Annotated in this window: 19 protein-coding genes and 1 pseudogene; 9 read left to right on the top strand and 11 right to left on the bottom strand. The window is 47.5% G+C overall.

Going from position 1 to position 15,666, the window contains the following annotated elements:
- Positions 1 to 561 precede the first annotated feature (561 nt).
- Genes ABY436_RS14910 through ABY436_RS14895 form a run of 4 tightly spaced genes read left to right on the top strand, consistent with a single transcriptional unit; the run spans position 562 to position 4,341 of the window.
- Positions 562 to 852 (top strand): helix-turn-helix domain-containing protein, encoded by a 291-nt coding sequence (locus tag ABY436_RS14910; RefSeq protein WP_372739740.1) that lies wholly within the window; start codon positions 562 to 564, stop codon positions 850 to 852.
- Complete coding sequence (locus ABY436_RS14905) at positions 842 to 2,194, top strand: type II toxin-antitoxin system HipA family toxin (RefSeq protein ID WP_372739739.1); 1,353 nt, start codon at positions 842 to 844, stop codon at positions 2,192 to 2,194. Before ABY436_RS14910 ends, ABY436_RS14905 begins: the two co-directional genes overlap by 11 nt.
- A 12-nt stretch (positions 2,195 to 2,206) precedes the next feature.
- Entirely contained in the window at positions 2,207 to 3,211 is a 1,005-nt protein-coding gene (locus tag ABY436_RS14900; protein ID WP_372739738.1) for a YecA family protein, read from the top strand.
- Positions 3,212 to 3,222: 11 nt separating this feature from the next.
- Positions 3,223 to 4,341 (top strand): hypothetical protein, encoded by a 1,119-nt coding sequence (locus tag ABY436_RS14895; protein ID WP_372739737.1) that lies wholly within the window; start codon positions 3,223 to 3,225, stop codon positions 4,339 to 4,341.
- A 276-nt stretch (positions 4,342 to 4,617) separates the two neighbouring features.
- Here ABY436_RS14895 and ABY436_RS14890 read toward each other — a convergent pair whose 3' ends face one another.
- Entirely contained in the window at positions 4,618 to 5,025 is a 408-nt protein-coding gene (locus tag ABY436_RS14890; protein ID WP_372739736.1) for a HipA domain-containing protein, read from the bottom strand.
- 53 nt (positions 5,026 to 5,078) lie between these two features.
- On the opposite strand from ABY436_RS14890, the gene ABY436_RS14885 reads away from it, so the two are divergent.
- The 3 genes and pseudogenes from ABY436_RS14885 to ABY436_RS14875 all read left to right on the top strand — a co-directional run.
- Positions 5,079 to 5,234: a hypothetical protein gene (locus ABY436_RS14885; protein ID WP_372739735.1), complete on the top strand. Its 156-nt coding sequence runs from the start codon at positions 5,079 to 5,081 to the stop codon at positions 5,232 to 5,234.
- 29 nt (positions 5,235 to 5,263) lie between these two features.
- Complete coding sequence (locus ABY436_RS14880; RefSeq protein ID WP_372739734.1) at positions 5,264 to 5,461, top strand: hypothetical protein; 198 nt, start codon at positions 5,264 to 5,266, stop codon at positions 5,459 to 5,461.
- Between the two features lie 545 nt (positions 5,462 to 6,006).
- Positions 6,007 to 6,120, top strand: a pseudogene (locus ABY436_RS14875) (helix-turn-helix domain-containing protein); the annotation flags it as partial.
- 66 nt (positions 6,121 to 6,186) lie between these two features.
- On the opposite strand, the gene ABY436_RS14870 reads toward ABY436_RS14875, so the two are convergent.
- On the bottom strand, positions 6,187 to 7,050 hold the full coding sequence (locus tag ABY436_RS14870; protein WP_372739733.1) for a YicC/YloC family endoribonuclease: 864 nt from the start codon (positions 7,048 to 7,050) through the stop codon (positions 6,187 to 6,189).
- A gap of 105 nt (positions 7,051 to 7,155) precedes the next feature.
- Here ABY436_RS14870 and rph point away from each other — a divergent pair, with 105 nt between their 5' ends.
- Positions 7,156 to 7,926 carry a ribonuclease PH gene (rph, locus tag ABY436_RS14865; protein WP_372739732.1) on the top strand — a complete coding sequence of 257 codons (771 nt, stop codon included), beginning with the start codon at positions 7,156 to 7,158 and terminating at the stop codon, positions 7,924 to 7,926.
- A gap of 73 nt (positions 7,927 to 7,999) precedes the next feature.
- On the opposite strand, the gene ABY436_RS14860 is transcribed toward rph, so the two are convergent.
- Positions 8,000 to 8,773, bottom strand: a complete 774-nt coding sequence (locus ABY436_RS14860; RefSeq protein ID WP_372739731.1) for an exodeoxyribonuclease III — start codon at positions 8,771 to 8,773, stop codon at positions 8,000 to 8,002.
- Between the two features lie 148 nt (positions 8,774 to 8,921).
- On the opposite strand from ABY436_RS14860, the gene pyrE reads away from it, so the two are divergent.
- Positions 8,922 to 9,563, top strand: coding sequence for an orotate phosphoribosyltransferase (gene pyrE, locus ABY436_RS14855; protein ID WP_372739730.1), 642 nt, complete (start codon positions 8,922 to 8,924; stop codon positions 9,561 to 9,563).
- 19 nt (positions 9,564 to 9,582) lie between these two features.
- On the opposite strand, the gene ABY436_RS14850 is transcribed toward pyrE, so the two are convergent.
- From ABY436_RS14850 to ABY436_RS14815, 8 genes are all read right to left on the bottom strand, one after another.
- Complete coding sequence (locus ABY436_RS14850) at positions 9,583 to 9,996, bottom strand: hypothetical protein (protein WP_372739729.1); 414 nt, start codon at positions 9,994 to 9,996, stop codon at positions 9,583 to 9,585.
- Positions 9,986 to 10,795: a type II secretion system protein J gene (locus ABY436_RS14845; protein ID WP_372739728.1), complete on the bottom strand. Its 810-nt coding sequence runs from the start codon at positions 10,793 to 10,795 to the stop codon at positions 9,986 to 9,988. The genes ABY436_RS14850 and ABY436_RS14845 overlap by 11 nt, the downstream gene beginning before the upstream one ends.
- Entirely contained in the window at positions 10,795 to 11,322 is a 528-nt protein-coding gene (locus ABY436_RS14840; RefSeq protein ID WP_090730020.1) for a hypothetical protein, read from the bottom strand. The genes ABY436_RS14845 and ABY436_RS14840 overlap by 1 nt, the downstream gene beginning before the upstream one ends.
- Positions 11,303 to 11,818, bottom strand: a complete 516-nt coding sequence (locus ABY436_RS14835) for a Tfp pilus assembly protein FimT/FimU (protein ID WP_372739727.1) — start codon at positions 11,816 to 11,818, stop codon at positions 11,303 to 11,305. The genes ABY436_RS14840 and ABY436_RS14835 overlap by 20 nt, the downstream gene beginning before the upstream one ends.
- A gap of 57 nt (positions 11,819 to 11,875) precedes the next feature.
- Positions 11,876 to 12,385, bottom strand: coding sequence for a type II secretion system protein (locus tag ABY436_RS14830; RefSeq protein WP_372739726.1), 510 nt, complete (start codon positions 12,383 to 12,385; stop codon positions 11,876 to 11,878).
- 70 nt (positions 12,386 to 12,455) lie between these two features.
- Positions 12,456 to 12,977 (bottom strand): prepilin-type N-terminal cleavage/methylation domain-containing protein, encoded by a 522-nt coding sequence (locus tag ABY436_RS14825; RefSeq protein WP_372739725.1) that lies wholly within the window; start codon positions 12,975 to 12,977, stop codon positions 12,456 to 12,458.
- On the bottom strand, positions 12,970 to 14,199 hold the full coding sequence (locus tag ABY436_RS14820) for a type II secretion system F family protein (RefSeq protein WP_372739724.1): 1,230 nt from the start codon (positions 14,197 to 14,199) through the stop codon (positions 12,970 to 12,972). The genes ABY436_RS14825 and ABY436_RS14820 overlap by 8 nt, the downstream gene beginning before the upstream one ends.
- Positions 14,200 to 14,201: 2 nt before the next feature.
- On the bottom strand, positions 14,202 to 15,666 hold a 1,465-nt coding region (locus ABY436_RS14815; RefSeq protein ID WP_372739723.1), incomplete at its 5' end, for a GspE/PulE family protein.

The following is a 15,666-nucleotide window of genomic DNA, read 5'->3' as shown; positions in this document are numbered from 1 at the left end:
TCGGTATCTCCCAGTGACGTTATGTGTTTCAACCAGATTCAATACATTGCTCCGCGCCCAACCTGATATTTGTCGACGCAATGCTAAGCGGTGTTAAATAGACATTCTATAGATGGCGACAGGTCGAAAAAATTCAACGCTAGAGGGGATTTCTTTGGAGCCGGGTGCGCAACAACTAAAATGAGGGGGAGAATATATGATAGATAAACTCTTTCAGAGAGCATATCTATCATTACAGGTATCAATCAACAACCTGTGAATTTCGACTCGCTCTATTCAATATTCTGGATCTGTCCATTGAGTAGCAGCCTTTCCCTTAATAAACTCAATGACTACCGAAATAAACCGTTCAAAAATGCCTGCCTGCCCACCAAACTGCCCTCCACTTGCCTTTGGCTTTTACTGAATCTTGGTGGTGAGCAAGGGAAAAACAGTGCCGTTTTGAAAGGACTTATCGAGCCATTTTTATAAGCTACTATAAAATACTGGATACAATAATAGCCATTTAATCGATAATACCTCTACAATAGATACTATTGTATCCATTCATAGTTGGTACTGATGAATTTTACATTACTTGATGATACCGATGTGAGCCAAGCGTATGCCGCGTACTTGCGTGAGTTACGCCAACAAGCAAAGCTGTCACGGACTGCACTGGCAGAGCGCAGTTGCGTACCTGCGGCCACCATTAAGAAGTTTGAGCTGACTGGGCAAATTTCATTTCGCCAATTACTGTTGCTTTGGCAGACACTCGACTCGCTAGATAGGCTATTTCAGCTCACACAACCTAACAAGGAGCGCGCTGCTATACCTACTAGCATTGATGAGGTGCTAAAAGATGAGTTTTAAACCCATTCAGAAACTCAACGTAGCTCGTACTTTAAGCTCCGGTGAACGGGTAGCAGTTGGGGTTTTGGCTCAAAACCGGCAGGGCGTCTTTTTTCAATATGCTGACAGCTATGTGCAGCAATTTGGCAATTTGTCGCCTTTTACTTTGCGAGCAAATACACAAGTGCAGTCCGCACCCAAACAGCCTCATCAAGGTGTTCATGGCGTGTTCGGTGATTGCTTGCCTGATGGCTGGGGAATGCTGTTACAAGATCGGATTTTCCGTCAAAAGGGCATTCTGCCAGCTCAATTAACGGCGATGGATAGACTGGCTTTTGTGGGCGATAAAGGCATGGGGGCACTATCATTTTCGCCGGTATCCGAGTTCTCAACCGAGAGTTGCGCCGAGATTGATTTAGCGACTTTGGGCTTAGAAGCGCAAGCACTCTTTGATGCATCAATGTCTGACTATATTGATAGCAATCAGGATGATTTGGATGGGTACACTCAGCAAGTGTTAGCAGCATTAGTGGCTGGAGGCAGCTCAGGTGGGGCCAGGCCGAAAGCGCAGATTTATATGCCATCGGGTGTCCCCCAATATTGTCGAACCTTTGCACAACCCGGTGATGAAGCGTGGCTGATTAAGTTTACCTCGAAAAATCTTGCGCTCGGGCATGAAGAAGGTTTGTGTGAAGCCGTCTATTTGCAAATGGCTGAGCTGGCAAGGTGTCAACCGCCGGTATGGCAACTTATTGAAGCGCCCCACAATAGTGGTGCGCGCGCATGGCTGGCGCTCAAGCGTTTTGACTATACCGCTGGCCACACAGCTTTAGGCAGTCGCAATGCAGGCCGTCTTCATATGCACAGTGCATGCGGCCTGCTGGATGCGGATTATCGTTCCCCGAGTTTGGATTATATTGATTTGATCAAAGCCAGCCGTCAGCTGTGTAAATCACCCGCCGTAGGACAGCTGCAATTTCGTCGTGCCATATTTAACCTGCTGGCGTCTAATCAAGACGATCACAGTAAAAACTGGGCTTTTTTGCAATCGGACGACGGTCAATGGCATCCGGCACCGTTTTACGATCTCACCTATAGTCCGCATCCATTTAACGAACACGCCACAGCCTTTGGTGGATATGGTAAAGCTCCGCCGATTAAGGTTATACAGAAGCTTGCCGCAAGTGCTGGTTTTGCTAATTGGAACGAAGCGAGGAAAATCGTTGAAGAAGTATCAGAAGCACTCAGCCAATTTACTCATCTCGCACAGCAGCAAGGGATCAGTAAAACGACAGTGTCTGCTATCACTAAGACACTGAATCAGCGTAAACAGGAAAATGCAGCGCTTTTTCTAAAACAATAAGAGAAGTCCATAATGAAGCTCGGTCGTAACGATCCTTGCCACTGTGGAAGTGGTAAAAAATATAAGCGTTGTTGTATGGACAGCGTATCCAAGCAACATGCCCAAGTATTTGATGATGTTGAAGCCATGCTGGCTATGAACCCAGATTTGAACATCGATGAACTCAATGCAGCTTTACAGCACAAAATGCAGGATCGCAATAATCAACCTCATCCGGATTTTTGTGGTGTGACTCCGACGCAAATGGCCAATTGGCTTTATGCGCCTTTTGATGAATTACAGTGGGTAACAATCAGTACCCCAGATGATCTTTCTGCCAGCCCTGTGATGCGCTATTTAGCCCTCATTCTTGATGAAGCAATGGAACACGAAGGCTCATTAAAAGCCACGAGCAAAGGCAACTTACCGGCTAAGTTAGTCAAGCAGGCCAGGGAATTATTGCCTGAGTTTTCAGTCGCTCAATTTGATTGTAACATTAGTATCAGCGAGTTTACGGGCAGTAACGAAGATAAATTCAATGCTTTGCACTACACCCGGGTACTGGCCGACATCAGCGGCATTATTTACCGACGCAGTGGTCGCTATCATGTGAAAAAATCAGCGCAAAAACAGTACCAAGCCTCAGGTATACAAGCATTTTTTAAACCTATGCTAGAAGCCGCAATCAACAAATACAACTGGGGGTATTTAGACGGCTTTGAGTACGATGTCGATTTGCGTACCTTTTGGTTGTTTATGCTGTGGCGCATACAAAGTCATAACAGTGTGGATCAGCTTGTTAAAGAAGTGATGGCGGCTTTCCCCGATTTGCTACTGGCATTCCCTACGAATGATGATTTCTCGCCGGAAAGAAATTTAAGTGTGTTAATCGAGTCAAGGTTTATTGAACGATTTTTACAGTTTTGGGGATTTGTGACGATTGATCCAAGACGATATTTAAACCGTGAGCCTGTCACCAGAATGGTTCAAGTTCAGCCTTTATTAAAGCAAACCTTTCAATTTACCATTAACTCATAACAAAGGTCATTGTGAGCGAATATCAATACTATCGATTCGAGCGTCAGGATGGATATTTAGACAGTAAAGCGCGCCAAGCACTCAGAGCCATTTCAAGTCGAGCCGACATCACTGCTACGTCTTTTCAGATATATTATAACTACAGTGATTTAAAAGCAGAGCCGCAAGAGGTGATGCTAAAGCACTTCGACATCGGTTTTTATTACGCTGATTGGGGCTCAATCGATGCCTACATCAAGCTACCTCTGGGGACGATTCCTGATGCGGTACTTTGGTGTGAAACACATGGCTTTTATGTTCACCAAACCCATGAATGGGAGCTGCTTATTTTCTCCATTGAGGAGTATTACGAGTATTTTGATGATGAAAATGCAGACGATTTTTTCCAACATTTAGCAGGCTTACGCAGTGAGTTAATGCAAGGTGATTGGCGTCTTTTCTACTTTATGTGGCTCGAAGAGTTTGACTTCAATAATGAGCTTGACGCGATACCGTTAATTCAATTCGATTTTGAGCATCTCAATGAGGGGTTACTGGCCTTTGCTGCGCTTTATAATATTCCCTTAGCTTTGGTTAAAGCGCTTTCTATGGTGCTCAACGCTAAGCCAAGTCACCAAGCCAAACACCCCCAGTTTCAGTTTGATGCGTGGTTAAATAATCTCACTGAAGCAGATAAAAATGCGCTTTTAAGCACTATCTTTGAACAAGGTCAGTTGACTCGTCACCAAGCCTTAGCGATGACGCAAAAAGAATCTGCTAATAAAGATGAAGCCTATCAGTATTGGTTATCTCCCGACGCGATTGCCCCCTATATTGAACAAGCGCAACGCCAATTAGAGCAAGAACAAGCCGAAGCACTAGCAAAGAAATTGGCTATCGAAAAAGTGGAAAAAGAAAAGGCGTTGACTGGCATATATAGCCAACGTGAGAAATGCTGGCAGCACGCACAAGAGCAGGCGAACCGAACCTGCGCCAGTGGCTACGATCAAGCATCACGTTATTTGCATCAGCTGTTCGAAGCCTATCAGTTTAAAGGTGATACAGCGGCGTTTAAGCGGCGTTTTAAACTATTTATGACTACCAATAACAGCCGTAAAGCGTTGTTAAACCGGCTGAGTGATTTGCTATAAATGATAAGATTATAGACAGGCCAAATGGTCTTAGAAAAAATAGCTGTAAAAATGGATTGGCTCTCGATTGGCTGAGAAACTGAAGTTGATCAAGATATTCACCTTCAGGTCTACAGATTGTTACCAATAAAGTAACTTTGTGAAGACCTCTGATTGCTGGATTTCCCTGTGGACTCAAAACGCGCAGGCAGGTACTCAAGTCGCGGATTTGCACTTTTACGCGCAGAAAAGTGCGGTTTTTTTATATTTTTATGCGCATAAAAGTGTTGTGGCACTCTAATTGAGAATAAAACTGTCCCTCAGTAGATCTCTATCCTTTTTGCGGATGCCCGCTTGTTGGGCAAGGCCTTCCCACTTTGAGACAGCGTTTAACAATCTGCGGTGGATGGCATTTGCTGTATTGTCATTAACGTGAAAATACTCCGCAACTTTAAATGCCAAGTCTATCGAGAGCGCGTTGCTCATATCATCAACATTAAGGTGTAATCCTGTGGCGTATAACATTGGGTTGATGTCGTATGCTGGAGATAGTCGCCAGCCAGTGGGCTCCAGAATGAATCCATGATTTCTCAGGTGATCGTCGCAATTCGAGACCATGATGTTAAACAGCATTCTTGTCCAGAGCTGTTCAAGGTCTTGCTGAGTATTAGAACCCTGTTGTATTAGAAACTCAGCGAGTTCCAATTAACTCGCATGTTCTGCGTCAATTTTGTTGGCCGGTCGATGCCGGAGCGCAAATGGGCGTATTTAATCACAGCCACGGCATGAATGCGGCGGATTTAGCCGATCATTTAAAACAGCAAAGCCGTGAACATTACGGCACCTTAGCCTTGGAACTGAGCATAGCGAAAAGGTTCGCCCCGTTTTCCAAACCATACGCCAACGTTTTTTAGCCAGCTTATCGTCTGAGGCCGACGGCCAAATGCGCCGAGTAGCAAAAAAGCTTGCCTTACTGGCCAGCGCCAGGCTGTTAGCCATTCAATCTAAGGTATTAGATTGGCCTGCCCAAAGTGAAGAAGCGGCCTGTTTAACTCAGCTTAACCAATGGATACTCGCCCGTGGTGGTGTCGCCGCCAATGAAGATCAGCAAGCCAACCGCCAAGTGCGCAGCTTTATTTAGCAACATGACGAAAGCCGCTTTACTCCCAAACAAACTGGCTACAGTAGCCCAGTACGCCAACTCGCAGGTTGGATTGGTACCACAGGCCCACAAATCCTATACCTATTTTATCCAACCGGCTGGCGCGAATCTACCGAAGGCCTAAGCCCAGATCGCGCTGCTAAAGCCCTTATGGCCGCTGGCTACGTCGTACCCGATGGCAACCGGCCGCAGCGCAAAGTCAGCCTGCCCGACAACACTCGCCCACGCATTTACTGTGTCAAAGACAGCATTTTGGACGACTAACCAAGTACAGCCTTGTCACCTTTCAGTGCACCGCCAGTAAGCACAGGGGTTTGGTTTTGATTGCAGCCCAACGCAGACAATATCGCTAGAGTAATTACAGTGTACTGCCAGTACACCAATAACCAGCAATGCACCAATAGCTAACGAACCTAATTATTTGGTTTCAACTCAAATAAGTTGAGAAAAACCATAATCGTGGTAGGGGTAAGCAACAGTGATAAAACTCAAAGTTTATGGTTAAAAAACACCATGGAGAAAGCATGATCCGCTGCCACCTAGCTCGTTTAATGGGCGAACGAAAAATGCGCATTAGCGACGTGATGCGAGAAACCGGCCTAAGTCGCACCACCATCACGCTACTTTACAAAGAAACCCTGTATTTACAATGCTCTTCACAAGGTAATGCAGGGCTTTTAAGACATTATTGGACGGGTAAAAAACTATTCGATATTCTGGATCTGCTCCCGCATCTGTTCAATTAACACCTTAAGCTCCACTGCGCTTTGCGTGGTATCGGTAACTATCGATTTCGAAGAAAGCGTGTTCGCTTCACGGTTGAGTTCCTGCATCAGGAAGTCTAAACGGCGGCCTATGGGCTCTTTCTGTTTAAGGATACGGCGCACTTCCTGTACGTGTGTGTCGAGGCGGTCCATCTCTTCATCAACATCGGCTTTTTGTGCCAGCAGCACCACTTCTTGTTCAAGCCGTTGCGGATCTAAATCTACACCCAGATCCGTAACACGTGATCTGAGCATGTTACGTTGATTCTGCAGGATCTGCGGAAGCTTAGCGCGCACATCACTGATCACAAGACTAATAGCATCTAAACGCTGTTCTATTAAGCCTGCCAGCTCTTTGCCTTCGCGCTCACGGCCCGATTGCAGGTCTGCTAGCGCCTTATTGAATAGTTGCAGGGCCTCACGCTTTACGTCTTCCATATCAATCTTTACGTCTTGCAAAACACCCGGCCAACGCAACAAGTCGAGCGGATTCAACGACTGAGATACGGGCATTAACTGCTCCATTTGCTCTGCTGCAGCAAGCAACTGCCGGGCAAATGCTTCGTTCACTTGCAGTGTTTGTGCTTGCTCTTCGGGTATAAAACGCAGCATGCATTCAACCTTGCCACGGCTGAAGCGTTTGCGCAGTGTTTCACGCAATGACCCTTCCAGCTCCCGGAGCTGTTCCGGGAGTCTCAATTGAGGCTCGAGGAAGCGATGGTTAACAGAACGGACTTCCCACGTGAGGGTTCCCCACGCCTGCTGGCTCTCTTGACGAGCAAAAGCGGTCATACTACGTGTCATGTTGTCGTATCTCGATTAGAATTATCCTATTCGGCTAGTTTACCAGTCTGAAGACCGATGCTCTATGCAGCAAATCATTCATTATTGTTAAGGTGTATTTTACAGATGAGTCCTACCATGTCAGATCAACTTCAAAACCTGGGTCTAGCCAGCATGCGTCCGAGTGGTCGCCAACCCGACCAGTTACGTGAAATCCGTATTACACGAAATTTCACTAAGCATGCAGAAGGTTCGGTGCTGGTTGAGTTTGGTGAGACAAAAGTGATCTGTACCGCTACGGTTGAGCGTGGCGTGCCGCGCTTTCTGCGCGGTTCAGGTTCTGGCTGGGTGACCGCCGAATATGGCATGCTGCCTCGTTCTACCAATACGCGTAATGGCCGGGAAGCGGCACGCGGTAAGCAAACAGGCCGTACTATCGAGATCCAACGTCTTATCGGTCGTTCACTGCGCGCCGCTCTGGATCTTAAAAAACTCGGCGAAAATACCATTACAATCGATTGCGATGTTATTCAGGCCGATGGTGGCACGCGTACGGCATCGATTACCGGTGCTTGCGTTGCGTTAATGGATGCCATTAACTTCCTGAAAAAAGATAAACATGGCGCGCTAAAAGGCAATCCGATCAAGTATATGCTGGCGGCTATTTCTGTGGGCATCTATAAAGGTGAAGCGGTATTGGATCTGGATTACGATGAAGATTCGGCAGCAGAAACTGATATGAATGTCATCATGACTGACCAGGGTGGTTTTATTGAAGTGCAGGGTACTGCCGAAGGTGCGCCATATACTCAAGACGAGCTGAACAAAATGCTGGCACTGGCAAATAAGGGCATTAAAGAAATAATTGAGATGCAAAAAGCAGCGTTCAATAAATAAGCTTTTTTAGACATTAAAAAAGGGTGCTGCGGCACCCTTTTTGTTTTTCTGTTCTGTGGTTGCCTAAGGAGTTTTAAAAATCACCATCATAATCGATGGTTAACGGCGCATGCTCAGAAAACATCTGGTCTTTAAAAATAGATACGTTTTTAACCATCTTTCGCAGGTTTGCGGTAGTTATCTGATAATCCAGTCGGGCGCCTTCATTTAAGGTGCGGGCGCGGTTGTAATCCGGCCACCAGGTAAACTGACGCTCTGCCTTGTTGATCTCACGGAAAGCATCCACAAAGCCCAGGTCACCCAGCATCTCTTCCATCCATGCACGCTCACTTGGCAGAAAACCGGAAACAGTTTGGTTCGCATACCAATTACTCAAGTCCATTGGACGATGAGCCGTATTCAGAGTGCCGCAAAAAATAAAGTCACGACGTTTACGTAACGTTTTCTTCAGGTGCCCCAAAAAGTGAGACATAAACTCTTCTTTTGTCTGCTGTGCAGAAAAGCTTTTAAGTCCGGACGGGATATGCAGCGATGAAACACTGACTTTATCAAAGTCCGCCTGAATAAAACGCCCCTGAGTATCACACAGCTCAAACCCCAAACCGGTCATTATCGCTTTTGGCACCTGGCGCGTATAAATAGCCACACCGCTAAAGCCATCTTCGAACGCATCAAAGAAGTAAGGATAATAGCCTTCAGGGTGATAACGGTCACCATCCAGCTGATATTCTCTTAGCCGAAGATCCTGCAGGCAGATGACGTCTGCATTCTGCTTGACCATCCAGTCAAAGAAGCCTCTATCAGCCGCCTGTTCAATACCTTGTGTATTGAAGGTGATAACACGCATATTGGTTATTCCTGTAAAGCGCACAAAAAAGTTAAAGGGGAATTGTATAGTGTAGTCAGCAAAAAGGAAATTTACTAACCCCCGAAAATCTCGTTCATATGGCAAGCTAATGGTAGAATACGCTTTTTATACGATATGAGACCCTGCCATGCGCGATTACCAGAGAGAATTTATCCAGTTTGCCATCCAACAGAATGTATTGCGCTTTGGTGAGTTCACATTAAAATCTGGCCGGATTAGCCCCTATTTTTTCAATGCAGGTCTTTTTAATAGCGGTACGGCGCTGGCAAAGTTAGGCCGTTACTATGCCGCGGCTATTGATGAAGCCAATGTTGAATTTGATGTTCTGTTTGGCCCTGCTTACAAAGGTATCCCGCTGGCGGCCGCTGCCGCGATTGCACTCTCAAACGATTACAATCGTGACGTGCCTTATGTGTTTAACCGTAAAGAAGCGAAAAGCCATGGCGAAGGCGGCAGCTTAGTCGGCGCGCCATTAGAAGGTCGTGTAATGATCATTGATGACGTCATTACCGCCGGCACCGCCATTCGCGAAGTGATGGAAATCATTAATGCTGCAGACGCGACACCAGCAGCCGTGATGATCGCACTCAATCGTATGGAGCGTGGCAAGGGTGAGCTATCGGCTATTCAGGAAGTGGAGCGTGATTATGCCATGCAGGTGATCAGCATTGTTTCACTGCAAGATGTGGTTGATTATCTGCTGGAGGTCGGTGGTTATGACGAAGTCGTACCTGCGATCCAGGCATATCGTGCTGAATACGGCATCTGAGTTATTTTCGCACTACTTTTTAAGGCGCCACCCGTACTTTGACTTCGCGGGTGGCCGAATCAACTCCCGAACCACACCGGCCGACACTCTTAATCGTATAATACGTTTCAGGCCCCACGGTTACTGAAGCACAGCTTGCCTGATAACTACAATCAAGCAGTCCGGGTGTTGCCAGGGCTACCGGCGCCACATCTGTGTTGCAGACCTGCGCATTTTCCGGATGCAATAACTCAGACAGGTGCAACTCTGAACCTGTTTGTGCCGCTGACAATGCCCTGACCGCCAATATCTCCTGTGATCGATACGTTTGGCTGGCTGTCATAATGCTGCTCATACCCGCCACCAGCATCGCCAACACTACTATGACAAAAATAGCAGAGATCAGCCCAAGGCCGTTCTGTTTTTTATAGGCTTGATTCAGGTTAGGGCGCATTACGGATCTGCACCTCCTGCTGAATCAGTAGTTTTTCTGAGTTTTGCTCAACACTGAACTCCAGCATCACAAGGGCATTACGCTGCAATGTAGCGTTCACTACGGTAAATGGCTGAGCCGATGTCACCGGATAGGCCAGCAACGCTCTGTTGGGCTCGCTACTTGGCAGACTTGCAGGCATTGGCTGCGTGGCGGAGCGTGCATAGTTACGGTATTGATACAAGCGATCCCCGACCAGACAAAAACTAACCGGACCATCAACAATAAACATCCGCTTAGAGGGCGATTCAGCCGGATACTGATGCGCACTGGCCAATGTCAACGGGGTAGCACCCGGTCCTAACAGGCTGGCTGGAGACGAACTAATGTCGGGAGAGATCACCGCGGGCGAACCGGTCTGATAAACAGCCGGCGTGCTGATCGGATAGATTGCTGTTTTACCCAGCTCGGGCGCCTCGGAAAAAGGGATAATAGAAAAGGAGCTGGCGGCGCTGGTGAGTGGAATTGAAATATAAGATGTTGCATCCAGAATGGGGATATATTCCAGGCATGCGCCACTCGCATCCTGCTGGGTGCGTGAGCTATTCGGCAATGCATTACGCAGCGCCCTAACCATACGATCCATCGCCACACGGCTGGTTGCAGCAATACCATCGCGCCTCACCAAATCGCTATAGCCTTGCACCGAGTTAACGATAAAACCGCTGGTGCCCACGGAAATAATACCCAGCAATACGATAACAACAATCAGCTCCAGCAGCGTAAAGCCTGTTTGCTTGTATCCGTGACTGCGACGCATCAATAATTTCCCCGATACACCACAAACAACTGCGCTGATTCGCCGGGCGGTGTCACCGTGACATTAATGCGTTTGACTGTTTTTGCCGGCCTTCCTAACTCAACACCGGCATACGAGACATTCACAGCGACCTGATAGCGATCATATTCCGGACGGATAACGCCTAAAGCGTTTTCTGACGGCGTTTCATTTAAGCCGTGGTAATCATCCACATCATCAAACAGGTCTCTTGTTTCATCCGTCACACCGTCTGACAGCTTATCCACCCCTAAGGTTGCAGAACAGCTGGCACTCGTACACGCGGGCTGACCACCGACTGGCGTATTTTCATCAAATCGCTTGGTGAGAATCTCTTCTATATAGGCCTGGCCCAGATGAGCCGCTTTCGCATGCCAGAAAGGGTCTGCGCTGTGTCGTGCTGATTGCCCCCAAGCCGAGACCAACACCACCAGCGAGATGCTGATGATAACAATGGTCAGGATAGTCTCAACCAGTGAGAAGCCGGATTCAGAGACAGGGGCCTTCATAGGCGAATCCTGTGGGTGAAACACATATAGGATGGCTGCCTGCCACCAGCAGCGAAAGGCTGGCGTTTATAGATGCAGCCACAGGGGCAGTAACCGGAGTGATCAGCTGAGCCAGATCTCCGGTATCACTGTAGAGCAGCGATAGTGTATTACCTGTGGCGATAGTTCCTGAGCTAGCCCCCGAAGCAAAGGTGAAAGAGTGTCCACCTTCCAATTGATAGGCTAACGTTTCAGCAGAAAACAGCAATGAGATATCCCACTGCGTCGCGGTGCTGCGGGTGATATTCAACTCAGCACCGCTACCCTGATGGGCGACTGCGGTGCGTTGCGCCAAACGTAAATAAGACAGTAGCTGTTGCTGAAAAAGTGATTCACTGTAAGAGGAGACGCCCCCTAAACGCGCGAAGGCCACTGCACTTAAAATCCCTAACAGGACCAGCACAGTGACCATCTCGATTAGCGTAAAGCCTGTTTGCTGGCGTAAGCTGTATTTCATATCAGAACCATACCAGGGCTGTATCAGGACTGCATCAGAGCTACGCCAGCATGATTATTAAGGATTAGTCGTGCTTACGTCACCATTGTTTGTATCATACGCAATGGTACGCACTGTTGGCAGGCTATTTTGATAGGCATAAGTACAAACTGTTCCCGAAACCGTTGCCAGATAATCAGACCCCGCCGCCGCCGCAACGGAAGGTGCACTCGCTTGCAGCACGGCATCCCAAGTCGCAACACAAGTCGCTGCCGATAGCGCCGGTACAGCCGTTGTTCCGCCGGTGATAGCAGCACCATTGGTGCTGACAGGGAAACGAGTGCCATTGACGATAATATTAATACCATCAATAGCGACGGTATCACCTGCTCCAACATTTTTAACAATGGCTTGGGCCTTAACCAAAGCAACGGCAGCACCTAAGGCACCGGCAGAGCCTTGGACAGAGGCACGATGCGCATCAGTGGTTACATCAATAAAGCGCGGCAATGCCACCGCCGCTAAAATCCCCAGTAGTGCGATGACTACTACTAACTCGATAATTGTAAAACCAGCCTGTCGTTTCATGTAACCACTCCGTTCTCTACTTGACGATGATCGCCGTACTACCAGAATTTGCTTTAGCCTAAACGGCTTCTTAAGCTGCTATATCCCAAACAAACGGTTTAACCGCTTGAATCTTAATGCTATAAACAGCCTTGTTTTGTTGGTTATCGGCTGCATTACCATTTAATTTAAGCACAAATCTGAGATTTCGCTGGTCATCACCCTGAATTTTTAAATTATTATTGCGTTGCACCCGATAGACCAGCTCCCGGCTAACCGAATCAAAGTACCAACGCCCTGCTAACCGCGTCTGATCAGCAGCGGCTTGTATTTCACCGCCATAGTGTTTCGCTGTAGGAGAGATCCAGCTAAAAGGGTTTTGTGTCAGAAGATTTTTTGCTTTATGCGGAGATCCTTCAATATAAAACGAGGCCAGGCGTAAATTTATCTGCTGCTGAATTTGCCCTAGCACGCCATACATGGCAGCACGTTCTGCTGATTCGGCAACACTTCCCAAACGAGTCGAGAGCACGCCGTATAAAATCAAAATCAGTAGCAAACTCACAACCAGTTCAAGCAGGGTAAAACCTTTGTCTTTCCTGACGTTAACCATTAATAGTGGTACTTAATTCCCACAAGGGAAGGAATACGCCCAATGCCAGCACCAATACCATAATACCGATAGCCACAATCAATATAGGCTCAATGACACTGGAAAGATTTTGCAGATCATACTCAACCTCCTCTTCATAAAAGTTGGCAACATCTTCCAGCATTTCATCTACCCGTCCTGTTTCCTCCCCTACTGCCAACATCTGCATCACCAAGGGACTAAACATACCCGTTCGGTGCGCGGTTGCGCTAAACCCTTCTCCACGCTCAATACCTTTACGCATCTCCGCTACTTTTTCACCGATATACACATTCCCCATGGCACGTGAGACGATCAATAACCCTTGTTCAATAGGTATTCCAGCTTTAAGCACCACACTGAATGTACGTGCAAAACGGCCTAAAATAGCACGATAGAAGATCCCGCCTACCAGCGGAAAACGTAATTTAACCCGATCCCATTTACGATGGCCCTCATCTGTTTTTCGCCATCTTACAAAGAGAACAATCAGTGCTATCAATACACCTATAATCAGGTACCACCAGTTCACCGTAAAATCTGAAATAGCGATTAACACCTTGGTTTGCCAAGGCATATTTCCGCCAAAGCTTTCAAAAACCGATTTAAATGCCGGAATAACAAACACATTGATCACACCTAATGCTATGGAGATCGCAATCATCACGAACATAGGGTAGCGGGTAGCTTGTTTGATACTTCGCGCGGTTTTGCGTTCTAAATCAAGATAGGAGGCCATCTGGGTAAACGATTGATCCAACTGGCCGGTATTCTCACCCACATGAATCATGCTGACATACAGGTTATTGAACAGCTTAGGGTGTTTACTCAAGGTGGTTGATAGCGAGTTCCCCCTTTCAAGATCATCCGCGACTTTATTCAGAGAACTTTGCAGCAAAGGGTTTCGAATGGTATTTGCCAAACCACGCATACCATTGGTAATAGGCACACCGGCGCGGGTCAGACTGGCCATCTGACGGCTAAACATGATCATTTCATCGACAGATACTTTTTCAAAAAGGCGAATCTGGCCGCGCTTTCTGGACTTCAGGTCTTCTTTGTCCTGGGTTGCCAGCTCGACCTTAACCGGTGTGATGCCCTGATCCAGAAGCTGTGAAGCCACTGCCGCTTTATTTAACGCTTCAACACGCCCTGTCGCCGCTGAGCCATCCGCATGACGTCCTGTGTACTGAAACGCAGCCATAATTACTCCAGCTCCAGGTGGCTGTCGGGTTGAGCCGGTGATAGGGTCTCAGCACTTTCCAGATAAGCAGACTCATCCATCTGCTCAGTCACACGGAACACCTCCTGCAAAGAAGTAATACCTTGGCTTGCCATGGCTAATGCGCTCATAACAAGGGGTTGATAGCCTTCACTGCTTCTGGCCGCCTGGCTGAAAGCAGAATTATCATTACGCCGCAGCGCATCAGCCATCTCATCATTCATTTCAAGGAGTTCAAAGATACCAACGCGGCCCTTGTAGCCTGTGTTATTACAGTATGTGCACCCTTTTCCGTGTTTCAGCTCTGTGACCTGCAGTTGCGCCTCTTCACCTTTGATATCCAGCCACACCTGTTCCTGTGCCGTCGGTATATGGGGCTCTTTACAATTTTCACAAATTCGGCGCACCAGTCGCTGAGCGAGAATACCGCGCAACGCCGTCCCTGCCAGATAACCTTCCACGCCGATATCAACCAAGCGCATGGCACTGGAGATAGCATCATTGGTGTGTAAGGTAGACAATACGAAATGCCCTGTCATCGCCGCTCGCATAGCAATATCTGCGGTTTCCAGGTCGCGAATCTCACCGACTAACAGGATATCCGGGTCCTGACGCAAACAGGAACGCAGTACTTTTGAGAACGTCAGCCCAATCTGAGGATGCACCTGAACCTGGTTCACCCGAGACAAGCGATACTCCACAGGATCCTCAACAGTGATAATCTTTTTAGAGGCATCATTTAACTCATTTAATGCGCCGTATAAGGTGGTGGTTTTACCACTCCCCGTAGGCCCCGTAACCAACAGCAGACCATGGGGTTCGTGTATTATGCGTCGCACCTTAGCGAGCATACGTGGCGGCAATCCGGCGTTATTCAGATCAATCAGACCCGCGCTTTGATCCAGCAGACGCATAACGACTGATTCGCCATGCTGAATCGGTAACGTCGAAATACGCACATCAACGTTATGATTTTTAACCGTAATATTAAATCGTCCATCCTGAGGGAGACGTTTTTCAGAGATATTAAGCTCGGCCATCAACTTCAAACGTAATACCAATACGGCGGCAATACGTGTCTCTTTCATGACATGCTCATGCAATACCCCATCAACACGCTGGCGAATACGCAAAACATGCTCGTCAGGTTCGATATGAATATCGGATGCACCGACTTGCACAGCATCCTCAAAAATACTCTTCAACAAACGCACAACCGGTGCATCGGTTTCATCGGTAGCCGTTAAGCGCGAAAGATCGAAACTATCTTCCACAATATCTTCGCTGAGCTGATCTGCCAGCGAGTCAATATCATTGGTTCTGCGATACATCAGATCCAATGTTTGCAGCAATTGACTCTCTGCAACAACGGCCAGTTCGATGGTTTTTGGCAAGAGGCGCTGCAACTCATCAAAAGCAAAAATATCCAGTGGATCCGACATCCCGACT

The sequence above is a fragment of the Neptunomonas sp. genome (assembly GCF_041601355.1).
Taxonomy (GTDB): Bacteria; Pseudomonadota; Gammaproteobacteria; order Pseudomonadales; family Balneatricaceae; genus Neptunomonas.
Note: the sequence above shows the minus strand (reverse complement) of the source record. Positions and strands in the feature narration are given on the sequence as shown.